The organism is Methylomarinum sp. Ch1-1, assembly GCF_030717995.2.
GTDB classification, from domain to species: Bacteria; Pseudomonadota; Gammaproteobacteria; order Methylococcales; family Methylomonadaceae; genus Methylomarinum; species Methylomarinum roseum.
Genome location: NZ_CP157743.1, coordinates 914,790 through 937,242, shown reverse-complemented (window position 1 = coordinate 937,242; position 22,453 = coordinate 914,790). Strand labels below are relative to the sequence as shown.

23 protein-coding genes are annotated in these 22,453 nt (G+C 52.8%); 3 read left to right on the top strand and 20 right to left on the bottom strand.

The features are described from left to right. The first annotated feature begins 273 nt into the window (after nt 1–273). Entirely contained in the window at nt 274–1,302 is a 1,029-nt protein-coding gene (locus tag Q9L42_RS04605; RefSeq protein WP_349432082.1) for a type IV toxin-antitoxin system AbiEi family antitoxin, read from the top strand. Then, a complete protein-coding gene (locus Q9L42_RS04600; RefSeq protein WP_349432080.1) occupies nt 1,265–2,128 on the top strand; it encodes a nucleotidyl transferase AbiEii/AbiGii toxin family protein in 864 nt (287 codons plus the stop codon). The genes Q9L42_RS04605 and Q9L42_RS04600 overlap by 38 nt, the downstream gene beginning before the upstream one ends. A gap of 57 nt (nt 2,129–2,185) precedes the next feature. Here the strand turns inward: Q9L42_RS04600 and Q9L42_RS04595 are convergent, their stop codons facing one another. From Q9L42_RS04595 to Q9L42_RS04505, 19 genes are all read right to left on the bottom strand, one after another. Next, entirely contained in the window at nt 2,186–2,437 is a 252-nt protein-coding gene (locus Q9L42_RS04595; protein ID WP_305909604.1) for a hypothetical protein, read from the bottom strand. Then, nucleotides 2,403–2,717 carry a hypothetical protein gene (locus Q9L42_RS04590; RefSeq protein ID WP_305909605.1) on the bottom strand — a complete coding sequence of 105 codons (315 nt, stop codon included), beginning with the start codon at nt 2,715–2,717 and terminating at the stop codon, nt 2,403–2,405. Before Q9L42_RS04590 ends, Q9L42_RS04595 begins: the two co-directional genes overlap by 35 nt. A 118-nt stretch (nt 2,718–2,835) precedes the next feature. Next, nucleotides 2,836–5,469: an MMPL family transporter gene (locus tag Q9L42_RS04585; RefSeq protein ID WP_349432077.1), complete on the bottom strand. Its 2,634-nt coding sequence runs from the start codon at nt 5,467–5,469 to the stop codon at nt 2,836–2,838. Between the two features lie 39 nt (nt 5,470–5,508). Further along, nucleotides 5,509–5,790: a GlsB/YeaQ/YmgE family stress response membrane protein gene (locus Q9L42_RS04580; protein WP_305909608.1), complete on the bottom strand. Its 282-nt coding sequence runs from the start codon at nt 5,788–5,790 to the stop codon at nt 5,509–5,511. Then, nucleotides 5,769–5,954 (bottom strand): DUF1328 domain-containing protein, encoded by a 186-nt coding sequence (locus tag Q9L42_RS04575; protein ID WP_305909609.1) that lies wholly within the window; start codon nt 5,952–5,954, stop codon nt 5,769–5,771. Before Q9L42_RS04575 ends, Q9L42_RS04580 begins: the two co-directional genes overlap by 22 nt. Before the next feature lie 410 nt (nt 5,955–6,364). Next, nucleotides 6,365–7,015 (bottom strand): DUF4339 domain-containing protein, encoded by a 651-nt coding sequence (locus Q9L42_RS04570; RefSeq protein WP_305909610.1) that lies wholly within the window; start codon nt 7,013–7,015, stop codon nt 6,365–6,367. A gap of 336 nt (nt 7,016–7,351) precedes the next feature. Continuing rightward, the gene (locus Q9L42_RS04565; protein ID WP_305909611.1) at nt 7,352–7,807 is read right to left on the bottom strand and encodes an SRPBCC family protein; all 456 of its coding nucleotides are present in this window, start codon (nt 7,805–7,807) and stop codon (nt 7,352–7,354) included. Nucleotides 7,808–7,813: 6 nt separating this feature from the next. Next, entirely contained in the window at nt 7,814–8,347 is a 534-nt protein-coding gene (locus tag Q9L42_RS04560) for a lipocalin family protein (RefSeq protein ID WP_305909612.1), read from the bottom strand. 204 nt (nt 8,348–8,551) lie between these two features. After that, nucleotides 8,552–9,916 (bottom strand): cryptochrome/photolyase family protein, encoded by a 1,365-nt coding sequence (locus tag Q9L42_RS04555; protein WP_349432074.1) that lies wholly within the window; start codon nt 9,914–9,916, stop codon nt 8,552–8,554. A gap of 63 nt (nt 9,917–9,979) precedes the next feature. Next, the gene (locus Q9L42_RS04550) at nt 9,980–11,275 is read right to left on the bottom strand and encodes a Y-family DNA polymerase (RefSeq protein WP_305909613.1); all 1,296 of its coding nucleotides are present in this window, start codon (nt 11,273–11,275) and stop codon (nt 9,980–9,982) included. Next, entirely contained in the window at nt 11,275–11,865 is a 591-nt protein-coding gene (locus tag Q9L42_RS21435; protein WP_432648878.1) for a LexA family protein, read from the bottom strand. Before Q9L42_RS21435 ends, Q9L42_RS04550 begins: the two co-directional genes overlap by 1 nt. A 106-nt stretch (nt 11,866–11,971) precedes the next feature. Next, nucleotides 11,972–13,129 carry an alpha/beta fold hydrolase gene (locus tag Q9L42_RS04540; RefSeq protein WP_305909614.1) on the bottom strand — a complete coding sequence of 386 codons (1,158 nt, stop codon included), beginning with the start codon at nt 13,127–13,129 and terminating at the stop codon, nt 11,972–11,974. Nucleotides 13,130–13,159: 30 nt separating this feature from the next. Further along, nucleotides 13,160–13,879: a DUF434 domain-containing protein gene (locus tag Q9L42_RS04535; protein WP_349432071.1), complete on the bottom strand. Its 720-nt coding sequence runs from the start codon at nt 13,877–13,879 to the stop codon at nt 13,160–13,162. Nucleotides 13,880–14,076: 197 nt separating this feature from the next. Beyond that, nucleotides 14,077–14,295, bottom strand: coding sequence for a formate dehydrogenase subunit delta (locus Q9L42_RS04530; protein ID WP_305909616.1), 219 nt, complete (start codon nt 14,293–14,295; stop codon nt 14,077–14,079). A gap of 7 nt (nt 14,296–14,302) precedes the next feature. Continuing rightward, nucleotides 14,303–15,142, bottom strand: a complete 840-nt coding sequence (gene fdhD, locus Q9L42_RS04525) for a formate dehydrogenase accessory sulfurtransferase FdhD (protein ID WP_305909617.1) — start codon at nt 15,140–15,142, stop codon at nt 14,303–14,305. Nucleotides 15,143–15,156: 14 nt separating this feature from the next. Further along, nucleotides 15,157–18,012, bottom strand: coding sequence for a formate dehydrogenase subunit alpha (fdhF, locus tag Q9L42_RS04520; RefSeq protein ID WP_305909618.1), 2,856 nt, complete (start codon nt 18,010–18,012; stop codon nt 15,157–15,159). 23 nt (nt 18,013–18,035) lie between these two features. Further along, the gene (locus tag Q9L42_RS04515) at nt 18,036–19,586 is read right to left on the bottom strand and encodes a formate dehydrogenase beta subunit (RefSeq protein WP_305909619.1); all 1,551 of its coding nucleotides are present in this window, start codon (nt 19,584–19,586) and stop codon (nt 18,036–18,038) included. Beyond that, complete coding sequence (locus Q9L42_RS04510) at nt 19,583–20,062, bottom strand: formate dehydrogenase subunit gamma (RefSeq protein ID WP_305910294.1); 480 nt, start codon at nt 20,060–20,062, stop codon at nt 19,583–19,585. The genes Q9L42_RS04515 and Q9L42_RS04510 overlap by 4 nt, the downstream gene beginning before the upstream one ends. 67 nt (nt 20,063–20,129) lie before the next feature. Next, on the bottom strand, nt 20,130–20,312 hold the full coding sequence (locus Q9L42_RS04505; RefSeq protein WP_305909620.1) for a hypothetical protein: 183 nt from the start codon (nt 20,310–20,312) through the stop codon (nt 20,130–20,132). A 246-nt stretch (nt 20,313–20,558) separates the two neighbouring features. Here Q9L42_RS04505 and Q9L42_RS04500 point away from each other — a divergent pair, with 246 nt between their 5' ends. Then, on the top strand, nt 20,559–21,608 hold the full coding sequence (locus Q9L42_RS04500) for a sulfite exporter TauE/SafE family protein (RefSeq protein WP_305909621.1): 1,050 nt from the start codon (nt 20,559–20,561) through the stop codon (nt 21,606–21,608). 190 nt (nt 21,609–21,798) lie between these two features. On the opposite strand, the gene Q9L42_RS04495 is transcribed toward Q9L42_RS04500, so the two are convergent. Further along, nucleotides 21,799–22,329: a cytochrome-c peroxidase gene (locus tag Q9L42_RS04495; protein ID WP_305909622.1), complete on the bottom strand. Its 531-nt coding sequence runs from the start codon at nt 22,327–22,329 to the stop codon at nt 21,799–21,801. Between the last annotated feature and the right edge of the window lie 124 nt (nt 22,330–22,453).

Genomic DNA, 22,453 nt, shown 5'->3' with positions numbered 1-22,453 from the left:
TCACACATCAATAGCATATAGTGCTGCTCTTCCCCACACCACACCTTGTTAATTCAAAAATCGTCAGAGCCTCTGATGCTATCATTTATTGATATATAACTTTTGGTTGAGCTTTTCTTTCTAGAGCCATAACCGTGCGTAATTCCTGCCGCTAATGATTGCCAAATTTATGGAAGATGCGTTTTATTGCGCGCGTTCATTTCTTACATATGTACATTTTTAATGAACACGCTAAAATAATGAACAAAGTTAAAGCGCCAAGAGATAACTAGAGTGAAAACTAAAGATACGGGGCAAATAGACAAGGCTGTAGAAAATTTCAGGGAGCATACTGGTTTTACGATTGAGATCGATCACTATTTCCATGAAGACAAGGACATGGATGCAACAGGTATTTTGCATACCGGTGTCAAAAAAATACCTTTAGCTATCCAGTTCAAAAAAAGAGTCACTATTCCAATCTTGGCGAATATACGCAATCAATTTTACCATGCAGAGGAGCAAGGAATACTCATCGCCGAATATATCAACCCGATCATGGCGGAACGACTCAAGGCGATGGATATTTGGTTTCTTGATACCGCCGGTAATGCTTATATAAACGCCCTGCCAGTTTATATCTATATCAAAGGCAATAAGCCAGCCGAAGAGCAAGCGACTACTCCAAAATTGAACCGTGCCTTCAGGGCAACCGGTTTGAAAGTCGTTTTTGCTTTTCTGTGTCATCCGGATTTAGTCAATGCGCCCTATCGTGACATTGCGCAAACTGCGCAAGTTTCACTTGGAGCCGTAGGAATTGTGTTCAAGGACTTAACGGGAATGGGCCATATTATCGATATGGGTGATCGCGGGCGGCGCTTGAAAAACCGAAAAAAGCTATTGGAACGCTGGCAGGTAGCTTACCCGGAACAACTCAGGCCTAAGCTTGAAACCGGCAGATACCGTGCGCCTGATCCGGACTGGTGGCGAAAAGCCGATCTGCATAATCTACACGCCTACTGGGGCGGCGAAGTAGCCGCAGACAGGCTCACGCATTATTTAAAACCGCAAACCGTAACGGTCTATGTGGATGAAAAGCGGATAAGCAAACTGAGAGCTATAAACAAGTTACGAAAAGACCCGAACGGCGATATCGAAATCCTCAAGGCATTTTGGGATGTCGAACATGAATCCGATCGAACGGATATCGTCAATCCGATACTTGCCTACGCGGACCTGATGGCGACTGGGGACCCGAGAAACATGGAAACGGCACAAATCATTTATGAGCGAGAACTTGCAGAACATTTCCGGGAAGATTAGCGAAGCAATAGTTTCAATTTACGCGCTGATCACCGACATAGCTGAACAAAATAACCTGCCGTTTTTTATCATTGGCGCGACCGCAAGAGACATTATTTTTGAACATGTTTACGGCATCAAAGCGCCCCGAGCGACCAGAGACATCGATTTAGCAATAGAGGTTGCAAGCTGGCAAGACTTTGAGCTGTTAAAGAGACAGTTGATCGAAACCGGCCAATTTACCCAAACCAAGCAAGCTCAACGGTTAGCTTATCGAAATGAGATCCCGGTGGATATCGTTCCGTTCGGCGATATTGCAAGCGACGGCAATATCAGTTGGCCGCCGGATTTCGATATCGAAATGACCGTAAAAGGTTTTCAGGAAGCCTACGACAACACGCAAGGGGTTAGACTCAGCGACAATCCACCATTAGATGTGCATGTCGTGACACCAGTCGGCCTGATGATATTGAAAATCATAGCCTGGAATGAGCGTGATCATCAGAAACGAAAAAAAGACGCCTTGGATATTGCCTTCATCTTACGCAACTATGTGGATGCCGGGAATGACGGCTTATTTTGGCAACAACACGATGACCTAATGGATGACGACACCGATTATAATGTCGCCGGAGCCAGAATGTTGGGGCGGGAAATGGCTAAAATGCTTTCCCCGGTAAATAGGCAATTGCTCTTAGATATTTTGCAGCATGAAACCGGACAACAACGCATTTATCGGCTGGTTGAAGACATGATGAACACACCGGGACAATTTGAAGAAAACTTGGAACTACTGGAAGCACTGAATCGCGGCTTGCATGACGAGCTGTCAAACAACAACGGATAAAACTGAAACGATCAAGAAAAGCAACGGCGGAAAAAGAGGGGGCAAAAGAGGGGGGCCTTACATTTTACATTTGTTTTGCTCTACAGCCTTTACTGCCCTACTGACAGTGGCATAACTCACGCCAAAATGATGACCGATTTCGACGAGCGCATAGTGGCCACTTAAATAAGCACGAGCCATGCCTTCCTGACGACTATCATAATGCTCAGAATAATATGTCAATGATTTTATAGGAGCCCGTTTTTGTTTTTTGGGAATATCTTTTAGCGATTGTTCATTTACCCTGCACAGCATTAATAAAATCATCATTCCCCAAATAAATCTGGTTTTTTAACTGTTGCCAAGGGGACGGTTGTCTTTTACCGGCATCAACAAAATCACAGTAACGTCGCTGGGCTTGTTTTTTACTCTCCGAAAATTCAGCAAGTATCCAGTCGGTGGTTAGACAAGGAGGCTTATCTGCATAACCCGCCGTTGCTCGATAACTGCTCCAAGGCCACTGCTTCGCATTTCTGACCATTTGCGCACGAACAGGATTCAAAACAATATAACGCGCTAACTCCAATAAATATGAATCTTTTTCAACCAAGATGGCCTTAAATCGACCTTGAAACACATGCCCGACTCGGCGTTTTTGTCTTTAATTGTATATTTTCTGAGACCTTTTTTACTCAAAGGAACGAAGGGGGTAGAGTAGAGAACAGAATTCATCTTTCCGCCTTATAGGCAAATGCAGGCAATACGATTAGCGTGCAAACAATCGTCAGGATCAAGCCGATAGCCAGCAATTGACCCATGCTCGCCAAGCCCGGATGTGGCGTGAATGCCATGCTGACCAGACTGCAGAGCGTCGTCAACAGGCTGAAGAATACGGCTCTCGCCGTGCTGGTTCGCAACACGCTCTGCTCCCGTTCCGGATTTCTCAATCGGTACATGATATAGATGCCGCCATCGACGCCCAGGCCGAAAAGCAACGGGATGATGATGATATTGGCGAAATTGAAAGGATTGTTCATCACGACCGTCGACGCCCCGGTCAGAATAGCGGTCATCATCAACGGCAGGAGGATCAGCAGCGCATCCTTGAAGCTGCGTTGGATGATCAGCAAAACCAGTATGATGGCCGCCAACGCGCTGACCAATGCTTGTTGAAAGGCTCCTACGACCGCATTGCCGGACTCCAGATAAATGACCGGTAAATCGGTGGCGTGGGGCGCCACCTTCCTGACTTCGGTAACGAATTCCCTCAGATTTTTCGCTTCGTTGAGATCGCGACTAGGCGATATCATGATGCGATAAATGCCGTCTTTATTGAGCCAGCGTTCGCTCAGATCCTCCGGCAATGTGTCGATCGTAACCGGGCCGGCAGTCAATCCTTTTAGCAACAGGTTCATGGTAGCCGGCAGTGTGTCCAGCAGGCTGAATTGCAGCTTATCCAGCATGGCCTTTTTGGCCTGCTCGGATTCGGATTGCAGCTTGGCGATGAATTGATCCAAGTCTTCGCGCAGTAAATGCAAGGCGCCCGACAATTCACTGTCCGGTTGGTCTTCCAAATGCTCGTCGATGTCCTGTTTAAACTCATCCAACACCTCCATGTTGTTCTCGACGGTATCATGATGCATGGGAGGAAAGGTCGTCAAATGAAGCCCCAACACCAAAGACAAATCCTCGATGATGGCCAGCTTGGCCTTTTGTTTCTCGGGAATATAATCGAAAATGGTAATCGCATTTTCGACCACTTCCAGACGTTTCAATTTTCGGGCTTTATCAAGCGCTTCGTCTTTGTTCTTGGCCAGCGCGGTTAACGTCATCGGCGAGGTGTCCTTGGTTTTCAGCAATTCCCTGAATGTGGCGACGGACTCGCTGTCGGGATCGCGCAAATTGAGCGGATTGAAATCGAACCGGGTCTGCGTCAACAGCCCCAGACCGGCAAGAACCAGTGCCGCCGACGTCCACCGGACAACGCTTGCGTGCCGCATTGGGAACCGGTAAACCCAATCCGGGAACATTCCTTCGGATGCCACGGTGATAGCTGAAGAAGTATCCACCCTGAACAGCTTCAGCAGTGCCGGCAGCACCGTCAGCGTAATCAGGAGGGAGATGAATATGCCCACGCCGGAGATGATGCCCAGTTCCGAAACGCCCTTGTAGGCTGTCGGAATGAATGAAAAAAAAGCCGCTGAAGTCGTCAGCGCGCACAGGGTGATGGAGGGCCCCACCTTGCGAACGGCGTCTCTCAGCGCCTGCGACCGTGGCAATTCGTTTTGCCGCAATTCCCGATAGCGCAGACAGAGCTGAATCGTGTAATCGACACCGATGCCGATATACAAAACTGCAAATGCAATGGAAATGATATTGAGATGCCCGATGGCGAGCGCAGCGAAGCCTGAAGTCAACAGCAATCCCATCAGCAGGACGGTCAGCGTGACCAGCACCATCCTAATAGACCGAAGCCCTATATATAAAACCATAAAGACCAGAGTGACGGAAAATATTAAGGCTATTTCGGCGCTGCGGGTCACGCTGATCAATTCATCATGTTCCAGCACGACTTCACCGGTCAAATGCATACTCACGTCGGGAAAAACGGTTTTCGCTTCATCCACGATAACGCGCACGGCCGCCAGCGACTTTTCGGCAGGCACCAATTCATTGAAGTCCAGTTTAGGCTTGAGCAGGATAAAGCGTTGGGTTCTCAGCAAATCCCGGTCTTCTCCCAGCATCTCTTGCTGCCAGGACAGCCGATAGGTTTTAGCTTCCCCCGCGGCGTTGACCGCTCTCCGTATTTTATTCAACAAAGGGTTCAGGTCGGCCGGTAGTTCAACAATTTCCTGGGAAATAGCCTGTCCGATAATGGACAACAACCCGTTCAGGCTGTTGTCGTCGGCCAGCGATCCGATAAACGGTTGGGCTTCGTCCAATTTGGATGCCAGTTCATCGAGCTCGTCAAGATCGAGATAAAGCAACCCGTGCCGGTCAAAAAAATCGCCTGCTCCGGGAATATAGACCGATTCTATTTGCTTTTTTTCCTTCCTGAATTGCGTTCCGAGGTAATCCAGCGCCTTCGTGGTTTGTTCCGGCATATTGGTCTCGACAACGACCAATATGGCCTGATCTTCCTGAGGAAAGGCTTCAATGAAGCGTTTTCGATCCTGCTGAAAAGACAGTTTTTCGGACAATATTTTGGTCGTGTCTGTATCGATGCCGAGATGCCCGGCCGCATAAAACAGGCTCCAGCCACAGAGCAGACAGGTCAACAGGATCAGCGTCTTCGGATAGCGCTGCAAGCCGTTCGCCAGGTGGACTAAAAAATGACTGCAAACTTCGGTACTCTTTTTCATGCGTCACCTCTGTTTTCATATCTCGGACTGATCCCCAAACTATGCTGAGTTCCTGCGACTCAAAAGTCCCAATAAAGCCACAAAAAGAGCCGCCCCGATAATTGACCATATTATCGGAAAGGCGGCCTCATCACCGATGCGAATAACAAAAAGCTCAGGCAATTCCATCGCTCGTGCAAGCCACGCGCCCAAAAGTGCGCCAATGAACCCCAGTACGATAGAACCAAGACAACCGACGCGTGAGTAACCAGCAATGGCTTGTCCCAATCCGCCGCAGATGCCGGCAACAACTAATAACGTCAGAAATTCCCAAATATCCATAGTGTTTGCTCCAGAGACGGGTGACGGCGAACGAAAACCGGCGTCATGATGAACAGCGCCAGAAACACAAAGAACAAAATGCGCGCCGCCTCGGTGGCGACTGCGGCGACATCGCCAAAACCGAAGATGGCGGCAATGAGGAAAATAAATGCCCAGCGTAACATCGCAATACCTCCTGTAGATTGGTGCCGAAAGCGTTTAGGCGACTTACTACCGACTACAGTGTCGGCAGTTTGACGCCAATTCTCTGAGATATCTGGTCTATTGTGCCCGCTCCGACCGACTTTACTTTAAAGCCGGAGGCAATCAGTGGCTATGACTTGTTACGAAACATCTGTATGCAAAACAAAGCATGGCGGGCAAATCAATTGAAGTCTCCCTCTGCTCTTACCGCTTGCCGGCATTGTCTGGTTAGGGCTGTGAACGGTTAGCCACGCCCCCTGTGTCAGGACTTTTCATCCCGAAAAATTTACGGCGGCGCATTGGAGGCGCAAAAGTTCAGTAAAGAAAGCGATCTTACCCGGATGCGCAATAAGAAAAAAGAAGCTTAGCGTAAGCATAGAGCGCCCTTGGATTATTCGTCGTTTGTCTCCATCTTCCGGCGAAAGTCATCCATTTTATCCTCCCGGTCACGCTTGTAAATGTACGCGTCGTGACTCATCTGTCCGATTTCCCGTTGCGCATCCATTATGGCGCGGTGTTGTGCCTGCCAGCCCGGAGGAGGCGTTTGGCCCATCGGCATTTCCTGTTGGCCCTGGGCGTACTGCGGCTGGCCTTGCTCCTTGTCGGCAGATAAAGAATAAACGAACATGATTAGGACAGCGATCATGGCGGCGAACGTCCCCGCCACAACATAAACAGCGTTCTTCGGGTTTTTCCGTACATAGGCTCCGATCGGAAACTGTTTTCCTTTCCAAGGAGGGTACATCGCTTTCGCAAAACGATAGGCTTTTTCTTCAAAAGAGCTCAAGCCTGCGGGGACATCGGCGTCGGGCAACGGTGGGGGCGTCGCCTGATTTCGGGGTAAGGGAGGGGGCTGGACGCGGCTCTTAAAGAATGACGATAATTCCTGGATTTGATCAGCAGGCTTCCAATTATCCATGCCTTCGCACCACACGAGCGTCTGAGAAGTGATCACGCCTTCCGTGATCTTCTTTTTGATCGCTTCCAGGTCCAACGGGCCGGTCTGTTGATTATCTTCGCTGAAAAAATAATCTTTACTCATCTCTTCCCCCTTTTTAGATACGATCCTTTTTGGCTTGGATTATCTGAAGAAGTGAAATTATCTTGCGATAAATTGGGATTTCAACGCCACTTTAGAACCTATCCATTGATCAACGCTACTCCAAGCGGGTTTGTTTGGCAAGTCCTTTTGACCGTATCCTCGGTATCTGAGGATGTAGACTCAACCATCGGGGGATTTTTGAGCGAAAATGATGCGTTTAGCGTTCGTTCTCTGAATAGTGCACAATAGCAATATTAATAGAGCATTAAAAACTCGATTGATCTTTTTAGTTCATTGACAATATTTCAATTGACATCAATACATCTGTAGATCAACTTAGCCCCAGCGATTGGCCAAGTAATCGTGCCGGGTTGCAAAGATCTTGTTCAATTTGTCGGCAATCAGCAACTTATGGAAGAAATCACCGATGAGTCCCAGCGGCATCGCATAAAAGACGATGTCCTCCACTATAATGCCTTGATCTTGTTCCGTTAAACGGACTTCGTGGCTCCAGAAGCGGAAAGGCCCTATGCGTTGTTGATAGACAAAATAATGGGGCGTCTCGCAATGGCTGATTTCCGATAGCCAGGCCATCGGCATGCCGAAGACCGCTTTCATCTTATAGCTGATCATCAACCCACCGTAGATGCATTCGGGCACCGCCGAAGTTGGCGTGATGGTAAAAAAATCGGGGGTGATGGTATTCAGATGGTGCGGGGAGGTGAAAAAATCCCAGGCTTCCTGGCGCGATAGATTCAGCGCCTGGCGTCGGTACAATTGATGGATTTTCATGCCGGCTCAAGGAGTTCGGGATTGATCGTGTTCGGTAAAGATCAGTTGATCGACCGCGAATCCCAGCGTTTTGGCGCGGGCGATTAGATCATTCAGTACGGCCGGGGCAAGATCCGGTGTGCGGGCGAGTATCCACAGATAATCGCGATCGGGACCGGTGATCATCGCATATCGATACGCCTCTTTGTCCAGCTCGATAATATGATAGCCGCCGTAAAACGGACCGAAAAAAGAGACCTTCAGGCTGCCGACGTCGTTTGCGCCGATGAAATAGGCCCGACCTTCGGCTTGTTCGAGCTGACCGTCATCGACGTTATAACCGCTGTTGACGACCCTGATGCCGCCGTCTTCCCGCAGGCTGTATTCGGCGGTGATTGCGGTCAGTCCCCGTTCGAAACGATGGTCCAGGCGGGCGATTTCGTACCATTTGCCTAGATAGCGTTGCACGTCAAATTGCTTTACCGGCTCGATGCCTTCGGGGATGCCTGTGCAGCCGGTCAAGGCCAACAGCAGAATCAATAATAGCGGTTTCATTTTCATAATCAGATCTTTTAAAAAATATCCCTAGAAGCCGGCATGCCCTGCCATATGATGCTAAGGAAAAATGATGCGCTGACGTTAGATTATTCGTATCCCGGTACGCTACACGTTGTTCAACGCACCCTACAATTTTTTTGAGCGCTTCCTGAAAACAGGGATGCTTCAGTTAATGAATGTATCAACCGAAACGATAAAAGCAAAATCTCAGCAGTTTTTAAACAATTCCTTGCTGTAGGCGCTTGCGATTTTATGGTCGATGATAGGTTTCGGATAAGCGCCATCGCCGTGTTTTTTGTCCCAGCGCTGGATGATTTCGACCGGGATTTTTTCCAGTTCCGGCAGCCAACGGTAGATATACCGACATTGCGGATCGAATTTCTGTTGCTGCCGCCAGGGGTTGAAGATCCTGAAATAAGGTTGCGCATCGCAGCCGGTAGAGGCGGCCCATTGCCAATTGCCGTTGTTGACGCAAGGGTCGTAATCGACCAGATGCCGGGCGAAGTGGCGCTCCCCCCAACGCCAATCGATATGTAAATCCTTGACCAAAAAGGAGGCAGTGATCATCCTTACCCTGTTGTGCATATAGCCGGTCTGCTTCAATTCGCGCATGCCGGCGTCGACGATCGGGAAACCCGTGCGCCCTTCGCACCAGGCCTGGAAGTCTTCGTGTTTATTGGGCCAGACGATGGCGTCGTATTTTTGCCGGAAGGCATGGCCGAATACCCGCGGAAAATGGAAGCCGATATGGGTAAAAAAGTCGCGCCAATACAATTGCCTGATCAGGGCATGTTCGGGACCCAGCTGCGTTTGCACGGCGTGCAAAACTTCCCGCACCGAACAGTCGCCGAATTTTAAATGAGCGGAGAGACGGCTGGTCCCGGCCAACGCGGGAATATCCCGTTGTTGCGGGTAGTCGCTAAAACGCGCCAGCCGATCGAGGATATTCAAGGCGGCATCGCGTCCGCCCGGCTGGATCGCGGCGTTTAAGCGCCGGTCCCGCAACGGCTTGGGATCATATTGCCGGGCCTCGCCGAGGCCGGGATGGAAATTTGTCGCGGTCAGCGCTTGCGGGAGCGGAACCGGGGCGTGCCGCGCCGTATTGTAAAACGGCGTGAAAACCTGATAGGGACCGCCGCCGGACTTGCCGATTTGTTCCGGTTCGGTCAGCAAGGCGTCGTTGAAGCTATGAAAGTCGACGTTCAATTCGCGGCAGCGCTGCTGCATACGCTTGTCCCGGTCGATGCTGAAAGGCGTGTAATCGCGATTGACGAATACCGCTTCCAGCTTTTCCAACGCGCACAGCTGACCGATGACCTTTTCGGGCGAACCGTAACATAGATTTAACCGGGCGCCGATGTGAGCGAATTGACGCTGCAGGTCTTCAAGACTCTGCAACATGAATTGCAGGCCGGGAGCGCTTTGGTAGGGATGACTTTCGATTTGCGCCGGATCGAAAATAAAACAAGGAATCACGATGCGCGCCTGCTTCAAGGCCTGATTGAGGGCGCTATTGTCGACAAGACGCAAATCTCGGCGAAAGATGAATAAGGCGACGGAATATTTTGCCATACGTCATTATAGGTCGATAACCTGAAACCTTGCTCTGCTTTTTACCGGATAGCTCGCATGCCGTCATCGGCATTGCGCCACGGCCAGCTCGTCCCAGTTTGTCGTATAACGGCAGGAGCGTCGTTCGACCCGAGTTTGCCAGTGCTGATCGAGGCCGGCCGTGCTGACGGCAATGCCCTGGTGAAAACGCTTGTTGATCTGGTCCATCGCCGCCATTAACATGCGGCTTTTGCCGTATTCATCTTGCTCCGGGTCGCTCATTGCAAACAAATCCAGCTGCCGAAGGGGCGTCTCCGCTTTGATGTGGCCCAGCTGCACCCCGCATTTTTGATAACGGTAGCCGGGCCTGTAACCTTCTTTCAACAGACGTTTGGCCGTCTCGATAATCTTGCGCGTATCCTGGGTGCTCTGCCCCAGCATCGCATAGAGTGAGCGCTGATATTGCGGTTCTTCGGGGTTGAACGGGTTGGTGCGGAGGAAGACGGTGATGGAGCCGGCGACCGAGCCTTGCCGGCGCAACTTTTCCGCGGCTCGGCTGCAAAAATGACTCAGCGCCTCGGCCAGCTCGTGATAGTCCGTCAGCCGGCGTTTAAAGCTGCGTGAACAAACGATTTGCTGTTTGTCCGGCGCGATTTCATCCAGCGTCAAACAGGCCTGGCCATTCAGTTCCATCACCGTTCTCGCCAGCACGATGTTAAACTGACCGTGCAGGCTTTCGACAGGCTGCTGCGCCAAGTCATATACCGATTCGATGCCCATTTGCCGTAGCCGTTGCGCCGTGCTGGGCCCGATGCCCCACACTTCGTTGACCGGCACTAGGCGCATCAGTTTCTCGCGCCTGACGGGACAGGATAAATCGAGCGCGCCGCCGGTTTTGCGCCATTTCTTGGCCGCATAGTTGGCCAGCTTGGCCAGCGTCTTGGTCGGACCTATACCGACACAAACCGGGATGCCGGTGACCCGGTAAACCGTTTGCTTGATCCCTCGTCCGTAGGCCTCTATGTCGCGATCCCCGATGCCGCTCAGGTCAAGAAAAGACTCGTCGATGGAATAGACTTCAATCCGCGGCGTGAACGACTCCAGGCATTGCATGACCCTGTTCGAAAGATCGGCATACAACGCGTAATTGGACGAAAACAGCTCGATGCGGTGCCGCCTGATCAATGGCCGCACCTGATGAACGGGCGCCCCCATCTTGATGCCCAGCGCCTTGACTTCTTGGCTGCGAGCCACGATGCAGCCGTCGTTATTGCTGAGCACGGCGACCGGCTTGTCCCTCAGGTCGGGACGGAACAGCCGTTCGCAACTGACATAGAAGTTATTGCAGTCAACCAGGGCGAGGCGGATCGGCGGCGTCATCAGAGCTTGTGAATCACATTGGTCACGACGCCCCAGACTACCAAATCGACCTCTTCATCGACGACGATATCGGCATAATCCGGATTCTCTGCGGCCAACACCATGTTGCGGCCCAGGCTCTTTAGGCGTTTGACCGTCAACTCGCCATTCAAGGCACAGATAACGATCTTGCCGACCGCCGGTTCGATGGAGCGATCGACGACCAGAATATCATTCGGGTGTATGCCGGCGCCCAGCATCGACTCCCCCTCGGCGCGAACGAAAAAGGTTGCGGCCGGTTTTTGGATCAGCAGCTCATTCAAGTCCAAGGTTTTTTCGACATAATCGTCGGCCGGGGACGGAAAACCGGCTGCGACCTTGCCGGTAAACAACGGAATGCTGACACTGCTGAGTGGCTCCGCCGGTAATGAGGTCGCCGCATTGAGTTGGCCTAAATGTTGTTTGCGCCTCGCTAGCAGGGTTTTCACCTTCGGAATCATGCTCTCCGGGATGCGTATCGCCCGGGTGCTTTCGCCATAGGCCGAGGAGCCTTTTTTGCGGCCCGCGCCCGGTCGTGCGCCGCCGCGTTGGGAAGGGGATTTTTGAGTCATGACACGGAAACAGTTGCTTGTATTTTGAAAAGTGTACAGTATTCTATATCGTACAAGCAAGCGTCGGAGTCATTTCAATAAAGCGGAGTTAGCCTACAGGCCGACATCAATGTTCGGCCGTTCTCAGCAGTAACCAGGAAGCTATTTTTTCCAGCACCTGTCGGCGTAAGGCCGGTTCCGAAAACAGCTGTTCATGATGATGGGCGCCGGCCAGCATCATCACGTCATTATCGCGATGATTTTGTCGGCTGGCAGCGACGAAATCTTCATTGCCCCAGGCCGGGGTGATCGGGTCATGCTCGGAATATATGAGCAGATAGGGCGTGTTGAATTCCGCCATCCGCCGCCTGAATCGAATCACTTCCTTTTCCACCGCCAGCACATAGCGTAATACGGAACGGCGGATGATGAAGGGGTCGGCGTTATGACGGCGGCGCTCCGCTTCCCAGTCGCTCAGGTAATCGACGACCCAGTCTGGAGTAGACGGTGAAAACAGTTGCCTCATGCCCGGCAATGACAGCAACTCGATCAGGCCGTCCTGGATCGGCACCGTGACGAGGGCCAACAACTGGTTGAACAACAGTAACGGCAAGGCTTCATCGTGCGGATTGAGGAAGTGTTCGTGCGTATGGTAGGTGAAACGAACCAACGGGGTCTGCAGCCAACCGCGCCAGCCGGGAACCTCGGTGACCGAGAAGGCCGGGCCGCTGAAGATCATGCCGGCGATGCTGTGTTTCAGTTCGCTGTCCTCGGTTTGCAACAGCCAGGAGGCGGCGACCAGTGAGCCCAGGCTGTGCGACAGGATGAAAACCGGCATCGCTTGATCGGCTGATCGTCGGTGACAATGATGCTGCAGATAGCTCAGGGCTCGTTCAAAGTCTTGCCGCATCGGCTGCAGATCGCGGATGCGGGACTGTTCCAGAAACGCCTCGCTGATATCCTGCTTGCCATTGCCGGCCTTGATGTTTTCATCGGCGCGGGCAATGACGGGATTGCTGAGGCCGTGCGCGCTCAGGTCCAGGCCGGCGACGGTATAACGGTCGGCGAAATAAGCGGCGATTTCGCCGTAACGTCCGATGTATTCGTTCATGCCGTGCACGATCAGGATGCAGGCCTCGCTGTCCTTAGGCTCCAATATTTGCAAATGCCGGGTTTGGCCGTCGGTCGCGGGCAGATTGATTGGGCGGCCCCATAGCGGATAGCGGGCATTCAGCGGCTTTTGCTGGGCGCAGCCGTTAATCAGCATGATCAGCAGGCAGAGCATGGTAATAACCTCCGGACGAGCCGCCTACTGTCAAGACAAGTCGATAAGCCATGCATGTTGAAAATGCCGTTCCAGCAGATAAGCGGACAGGTTCAGCCAATGATCGACGGCATCGAGTATCGCCGAATCGGAGGTGACGGCGACCTTGGCGCTGGCCGCAAGCGCCCGGTCCGGATTGACGAGCAATTCCGCCTGCCAATTCCAGTCATTTTTTTCGCCGACGCGGCGAACCAAATTCGCCAATCTACCGCTGTTCGAGATCGGCTTGTCAAACAACCAATGGACGCTGCGCGGTTGGAATTCGGCCAGCGTTCGGCCGATCAGCGTTATCGCAGTTTCGGTTTCCCCGACCTGATGGTAGGTGCCGTGTACGCTGGCCAGGTCGCGGATGCAGTGGTCGCGACAACGCAGCAACACGGCGCCGGCGATGGCCGCTTCCAACGTGATGATCAGATTGAAGCCATCGATCAGCAGCGGCTGGCCTTTGATGTCGTTCAGCTCGACGCACTTGGCGAGTCTGGCATTTTTGCTGTCATCGGAACAAGCGGCTCTGCCGATGGCCAGGCGTTGACGTTTTACCAGTTGATGATGATCGCCGACCAACTTAATCGCCGAATGCCTGGCGTAACCGCGATTGAACAGCCAGCAAAGCTCGTCGACGGCCGCCTGCAAACGTAGTAGGCTTGGCCCGGTGAATAGGCCGTCGTCATCGGGGTGAGCATTACGATGTCTATGTTCCAACGGATTCATGGCAGTCATCATATTAGCGAACAGCGCGATGCCGTTGTTGATCCGCCGCTAATCAGGGAACGGAAGCAGCCGGTCTAGCGGCGAAGGATTTCAATTTTGCCGCCATACGGTAAGTGTGACGTTGCTCAATGCATCCTTCGAATTCTTGAACATTGACGGCGCGAATAGACACAAACGCCGCCGCTCAACGTTAAAAGCTATTTTTGTACCGATAAATTACGCACCGCTTCGGCGACAATATCCATCAATTCGGAACCGTCCTCTTTCAGATAGTCGATAATCTGGGTTCTCATGCGCGGTTCCCAGAATTTTCTGATATGTTGCTCGATGCCGGTTATGGCTACTTCTCTGTCTGGTTCCGATTGAAAATAAGCACCGATATTGTTGGCCATTTTGACCAGGTTTAGTTTGTCCATAGAGTTTTTATGAAGCGATAGTCTGATAATGTTGAATACGATGCGGATGGGTGTAGATAACATGGTTATCGTTACGGGCATAACCGACTAGAGTTAAGCCGCATTCCCTCGCCAATTTAATCGCCAGCGCGGTCGGCGCCGAAATCGCCGCCATCACGGTAATGCCGACGCTGGCAGCCTTTTGCACCATCTCATAACTGGCGCGACTGGTGATCAGCAGGCAACCGCGATCGAAATCGGCTTCGCTTTTGGTCAATGCGCCGATCAGCTTATCCAAGGCATTATGGCGGCCGATATCCTCGCGAATCATCGTGATGCCCTGGTCCAGCGCCAGCCAGGCCGTCGCATGAACCGAACCGGTGAGCTGGTTCAGAGACTGCTTATCCCGCATTGCGCCCAGCGCGGACATCATTTGTTCAGCGTCCACCACGGGACCGCGGCCAACTGGAGGCGGTTGCCTGATGGCTTGTTCCAGCGTAGTCGCGCCGCACAAGCCGCAACCGGTCCGACCGGTCATGTTACGGCCTTTGTCGAGGATGCAACTGAATCGTTGCTCCGGTATCCGCATTCTGACTTCGATACCTTTGGCTCGTTGCACGACCCGAACCGAGTGCAATTCGGAACGATGGCGGATAATCCCCTCGGTCAAACTAAAACCGAGGGCGAAATCCTCCAGATCCAGCGGCGTCGTCAGCATCACGACATGCGGCTGGTTGTTGTAGACCAGCACGATCGGCACTTCCTCGGCGACATAATCTTCCTTGCGGGCATGGTTGGAACCATGCCAACTGTCGACCATTCCTTGGCTGTAACTGGACCAACCTAACTCGGCTGCGATGTTGTCCATCGTGTCGCCCGATTTTACTCGTGTTCGTGAGTGGCAATACGGTTATCCAACAAGGCTTGCTGCTCCTCGCTGAAACTACGGTATTGCTCCTGCCATTCCGATGGATGACTGACCTTGGCCACATGCACCGCGGTCACCTTGTATTCCGGGCAGTTGGTCGCCCAGTCGGAATTGTCGGTGGTAATGACGTTGGCGCCCGAATGCGGGAAATGGAAGGTCGTATAGACGACGCCCGGTTGCACCCGATCGGTGATCAAGGCCCGCAACACCGTTTCCCCGGAGCGGCTCTTGACGCCCACCCAGTCGCCGTCGGCGATACCCAATTGTTCGGCGTCATGAGGATGGATTTCCAGGCGATCCTCCTGGTGCCAAACCACATTGTCGGTACGGCGTGTTTGCGCGCCGACATTGTACTGCGACAATATCCGTCCGGTAGTCAGCAACAGTGGGAACTTGCGACTGCTGCGTTCATCGGTTGGAATATATTGGGTCAGCATGAAGCGACCTTTGCCGCGCACGAATTCATCGGCATGCATGGTCGGCGTGCCCTCTGGAGATTCGTCGTTGCACGGCCATTGAATGCTGCCCATGCGCTCGATTTTTTCGTAACTGACGCCGGCGAATTGTGGCGTCAACTGGGCGATTTCATCCATGATTTCCGATGGATGAGTGTAATTCATCGGGAAGCCGAGGGCATTGGCCAGGTCTTGCGTGACCTGCCAATCTTCCTTGCCGCCCAACGGTGTCATGACTTTCCGTACCGGCGAGATACGACGTTCGGCATTGGTGAACGTACCGTTTTTCTCCAGGAAGGACGAGCCTGGCAGGAAGACATGGGCGAACTGAGCCGTTTCGTTCAGAAACAGATCCTGGACGATGATGCATTCCATTTCCCGCAAGGCATGGTGCACATGCTGAATGTCGGGATCGGATTGGGCGATATCCTCGCCTTGCACGTACAAGCCCTTGAAGCTGCCGTCCACCGCCGCCGCAAACATATTAGGAATACGCAAACCCGGCTCCGCCTGCAATTCGACATTCCAAGCTTTTTCGAACAACGTGCGGGTTTCGGTATCGGACACATGGCGATAACCGACGAACTCATGCGGGAACGAGCCCATGTCGCAAGAGCCTTGAACGTTGTTTTGTCCGCGCAGCGGATTGACGCCGACGCCTTCGCGGCCGATATTGCCGGTGGCCATCGCTAAGTTGGCGATGCCGATTACGGTCGTGGAGCCTTGGCTGTGCTCGGTCACGCCCAAGCCGTAATAAATCGCACCGTTGCCGCCGGTGGCATACAGACGGGCCGCCGCGCGAATCGTTTCAGCCGCTACGCCGGTCACTTCGGCCATCGCTTCCGGCGAGTTTTCTGCCTTGGCGATGAAGTTTTTCCATTTTTCGAAAGATTCGCTATCGCAACGTTCGCCGACAAAACGTTCGTCGGTCAGGCCTTCGGTGACGATCACATGAGCCATCGCGCTGACCAGCGCGACATTGGTGCCGGGGCGCAGTTTCAGATGGTAGTCGGCCTTGACATGCGGCGACTTCACCAGATCGATATTGCGCGGGTCGACGACGATCAGCTTCGCGCCTTCGCGGATGCGGCGCTTCATCATCGAACCGAATACCGGATGGCCATCGGTCGGGTTGGCGCCGATCACCATGATGACGTCGGACTTCCGCACCGAATCGAAATTCTGAGTACCGGAAGACTCGCCGAAGGTATTTTTCAGACCATAGCCGGTCGGTGAATGACAGACCCGGGCGCAGGTGTCGACATTGTTATTGCCGAAACCGGCGCGCACCAGTTTTTGCACCAGGTAGGTTTCCTCGTTGGTGCAGCGCGACGAGGTGATGCCACCGATCGAATCGCGGCCGTATTTAGCTTGCAGGCCTTTCAGCTTGTCGGCGGCAAACTGAATCGCTTCCTCCCAGCTGACTTCCTGCCAGGCATCGGTAATTTTCTCGCGGATCATCGGGGTCGTGATGCGGTCCTGGTGAGTCGCATAACCGAAGGCAAAACGGCCCTTGACGCAAGAATGACCATGGTTGGCCTGGCCGTTCTTATCCGGCACCATGCGCACAACCTCTTCGCCTTTGATCTCGGCGCGGAAAGAGCAACCGACGCCGCAATAAGCGCAGGTGGTGATAACGCTACGATCCGGTTGACCGTGGTCGATCACCGAGTTTTCCATCAGCGTGGCGGTCGGACAAGCTTGGACGCAAGCCCCACACGAGACACACTCGGAATCCAGGAAGTCCTGATTTTGTCCGGCGGCGACCTTGGATTCGAAACCGCGGCCGTCGATGGTCAACGCGAAAGTGCCTTGGGTTTCCTCGCAGGCGCGGACGCAGCGTGAGCAAACGATACACTTGGAAGGATCGAAACTGAAATAAGGGTTGCTGGTGTCCTTGGCCGCCGACAGATGATTTTCACCTTCATAGCCATAACGCACCTCGCGCAGGCCGACCTGACCGACGGTGTCCTGCAGTTCGCAATTGCCGTTGGCGGAACACGTTAAACAATCCAGCGGGTGGTCGGAAATATACAGTTCGGCGACACCGCGACGAATATCGGCTAATTTATCGTTCTGCGTGCAGACCTTCATGCCCTCGGCCACCGGCGTGGTGCAGGAAGCCGGATAACCGCGCGCGCCTTCGATTTGCACCAGACACATTCGGCACGAGCCGAACGGTTCCAGGCTGTCTGTCGCGCATAATTTGGGAATGCTGACGCCGGCTTCGGTTGCCGCGCGCATTACCGACGTCCCTTCGGAGACGGTGACGGTGCGACCGTCGATTTCCAATGTCACCTGATTGGCGGAGGAACTGGCCGGGGTGCCGTAATCTGTTTCTTTATTCATGCTCATGACTCTTCTCCTGGCTAACTGCTTCAGGCTGCATCAACGGCCTTGTCGAGGCCAAAATCTTCGGGAAAATGCTTCAATGCGCTTAGTACAGGGTAAGGCGTCATGCCGCCCATCGCACACAGTGAACCATTGACCATCGTATCGCATAAATCTTCCAACAACACGGTGTTTTGTTCTTTCTGTATGCCTTTGACGATGCGATCGATCACTTCGACGCCTCGGATCGAACCGATTCTGCAAGGCGTACATTTGCCGCAGGATTCCTCGACGCAGAATTCCATCGCATAGCGCGCCATCGCCGCCATATCGACCGTGTCGTCATGGACGACAATGCCGCCATGACCGACGACCGCCGAAATGGCGCTGAAGGCTTCATAATCCAACGGGGTATCGAATTGCGATTCCGGCACATAAGCGCCCAGCGGACCACCGACCTGCACGGCGCGGATGGGTCGGCCGCTGGCCGAGCCGCCGCCGTAATCATATAAAATTTCACGTAACGTCAAACCGAACGCCGCCTCGAACAAGCCGGGGTATTTGATGTTGCCGGCCAGTTGCAATGGCAGCGTGCCGCGTGATCGGCCTATGCCGTAATCGCGGTAATAGTCGCCGCCCTTGTCCAGGATGATCGGCACCGAGGCCAGTGAAACCACGTTGTTGACGACGGTAGGCTTGCCGAACAGGCCGATGATGGCCGGCAGCGGCGGTTTGAAACGCACCAGACCCCGTTTGCCTTCCAGGCTTTCCAGCAACGACGTTTCCTCGCCGCAAATATAGGCGCCGGCGCCGAGGCGGACTTCCAGGTGGAACGCTTTTCCGCTGCCCAGGATGTCGTCGCCCAGGTAACCATTGGCGTAGGCGTTTGCAATCGCTTCATTCAGCGCCACGTTGGCATGGGGATATTCGACGCGCAAGTAGATATAACCTTGGGTCGCCCCGACCGCCAAGCCGGCGATGGTCATCCCTTCGATCAATACGAAGGGGTCGCCTTCCATGACCATGCGATCGGAGAAGGTGCCGGAGTCGCCTTCATCGGCGTTACAGACAATATATTTTTGTTCGGCCGGCGCGTTCAATACCGTGTTCCATTTGATCCCGGTCGGGAACGCCGCGCCGCCGCGGCCGCGCAGACCGGAATCGGTGACCTGCTGGACGATATCTTGCGCCGACATGTTCAGCGCATTTTTCAGACCACGATAACCTTCATGAGCCAGATAATCATCCAGCGACACCGGGTCGGTGATGCCGACACGGGCGAATGTCAGACGGCTTTGATCCTTGAAATAGGGCAGCGCTTCGATATCACCCAAGAATAAGGCATGTTCCTTGCCTTCCAGCATGCCGGCTTCCACCAACTCGACAACATCTTGGCTTTGCACCGGACCATAGGCAACCCGGCCCTGGGCCGTTTCCACTTCGATCATCGGTTCCAGCCAGAACAGTCCTCGTGAACCGTTGCGCACCAGTTCGACATCCAAACCCTTGCTGTCCGCGGCTTGTTGTAAGGCTTCCGCAACCTGATTAGCGCCTAGCGACAACGCGGTCGAATCGCGGGAAATGAAAATTCTTGTCATTCTGCGGCACCTCTTTGACTGGCAATTAATTCGTCGAAACGTTCCGGCGTGACACGGCCGTATACTTCGTTATTTATTGTGATGGCTGGAGAGCAGGCACAGTTCCCCAAACAATAAACAGGTTCCAAAGAAAATTCACCGTCGCTGCTGGTTTGATGCCAGTCTATATCGAGCTGTTTTTTTGCATGTTCCTGCAAGGCTTGACTATTCATCGCCTGGCATGATTCCGCCCGACAAATACGAATGGTATTTTTACCGGGAGGCGTCTGCCTGAAATAATGATAGAAACTGATAACGCCGTGAATCTCGGCAATCGATTGGTTCAACGCCTCGGCAATATCGGCGACCGCCTCTTGGGGAATGTAGCCTAAAGAATCCTGAATGCCGTGCAAAATGGGCAGCAAATTGCCCGGCATACCCTCATGCTCGGCCAAAATCTTTGCCACCACGCTTTTTTGAAGATGATATTCCTGCATCATTACACCGTAAATGATCAAATAACTGTATCGAGCATTTAATCATAAACAAACATGAATATGCAATTTAAAGCAGGCGGCGCATCTCATTATTTAACTGGTTTTGCCGAGCCCTGAAAGCAGGAGAAAAACCTTCATTTGATGACGGTTTTATCATGTCGCATTGATCGAAATGCAAAGAAATTATATTCTTTTCCTCTGACCATTTCGGCAGCGCGACCGTCTTAAAGCCAAACAGCAAGCCATCCATTTTATGGCTGTCCTTATTTAAACTCTACGGTGGCAAAGCCTCTCCATCTGATAGCAGCAACGGCCATTTATTATCCCGAGCAACTTATATCGGACTTGACAGTCTTAGACTATAATAAAATTAACAGATAGTAATTAATGGGCAGCCAAGCCATTACGGAAACGCAAGGGCAGCGAGAAACGGCCGCCTATAGCAGGGCGGTTAGTCCGGCCGCCATGAAAATTAACCTTATAATAGGTGACAGTAATGATGACCACGACGCATCTGATTATTGAAGGCATGCATTGTTCCGGCTGTGAACAAGCCATTGAATCGGCCGTATCGTCGTTACCGGGCGTACGTCAGATACATATCAGCTATGTCGCCGGAAGCGCCGATATCGAGTTCGATGACGATCTGATCGACGAACAGGCCATCCGCCTGAGCATCATCGACAAAGGCTATGAAATTCAGTGCAGATCGATGGCCAAGCCACGGCGATGGTTAAGGCCGCTGATTTTTATCGTCTTGCTGCTCGCGGTTGGCGGCGTCGCGTTCTGGGGCAAAAGCCAAATGCCGGCGTTGCTGCCACAAGTTAACGCACAGATGAGCCATGCCATGCTGTTTGGCATCGGTTTTTTGACCGGCTTTCATTGCATCGGCATGTGCGGCAGTTTCATCGTCAGTTATGCCGACCAATCCATGTCGAAAATCCGGGCGCTGCTGACACATTTGGCTTACGGATTCGGAAAAACGGCCTCCTATTCGGCTATCGGCGCCGCATTCGGCCTGCTCGGCGCGGCCATCACCATTACCCCGCATATGCGCGGCGTAGCGGCATTGGCGGCCGGCATATTCCTACTGTTGTTCGGGTTGAAGATGCTGGATCTGATGCCGTGGCTGCGTCATTTCTCATTGCGTCTGCCCAGGCGCTTCGTCCGTGGCGTCAACAGCAGCATCAGAACCCAACGCAGTCCGCTGGTGATTGGCGTATTGACCGGCTTCCTGCTAGGCTGCGGACCGTTACAGGCTATGTACATCATGGCCGCAGGGACCGGCAGTCCGCAAGAAGGCGCGACCTTGTTATTCTTTTTCGGCCTCGGCACATTGGCGCCGTTACTCAGTTTCGGCTTCTTTGCCAATTTTCTATCCCGGCACATGGTTCACGAACTGGTCCGAGTCTCCGGCGTGTTGGTGATTATCATGGGCCTGATGATGACTAATCGCGGCCTGAAAATGACTCGGTCCGGCTATGATTTCGCCTCGCTGCAGACTCAAATACAGCAGAAAATCGATTCGATCGACCAAAAAGAATGACACTTTACCCCGCACCTAATTTCCATGGCTACTGGACTATATTTTACATACCAGGATAATTTAGGTGCTGGGCTCCTCGACAGACACACCCCATGCCCTAAACACAGCAAAAATGCTCAAACCGGGAATAATTGGCGCCTGCCGAGTACCCGTCATATATAAAATGACTGAGCACTAGCCGCTTTCAAGACTACCGTATCAGCTCCGTGTGGGCAAACGGCGAAGGCGAGTCTTCCGGCACGCGAGGGTCATGACCCCATTGAGGATAGCCGTCGGTCAAGGTTTTAAGAAAAGCCACTAGCGCCGCCTCCTCTTCCGCGCTCAACATCAGGTTGCCTAGCTCATCGATATTAACATTCTGCTCGATTTCAGGCGCCGGCCAGCCGTTTTTGGCGAACTGCGGATCATTAATATCGGAAACAAAGCCCAACACATCACGAGTATTATAAAAATGCACGATCTCTTCCAGCGTCTTGAACACGCCGTTATGCGCATAGGGCGGGGTGATTGCAATATTCCTAAGGCTCATGACCTTGTGTTTGCCGATTTCGTTGCCGTCAGGACCCTGCTCGGCGATATCCGCTCTTCCGCCTAGCCCCAGGTCGGCTTCCGGGTCATCGGGGATATTGACGTTACGCGGCACACCAATGTTGTCATAGGTAAAATCGGTAAATAATGGCGGAAAGGTCGAGTAGACCGGTTTCTTTCGACAAAATGACATCGTACTTGCCATGCTTCTCTGGAACGCCCCGCCGCACGCGGCTACTACGTGATTGCAAATAGTTTGTTATTTCATCAATTGTTACCAAGCCCCTCACAGAACCGTGCTTGCGCTATTTACGCAC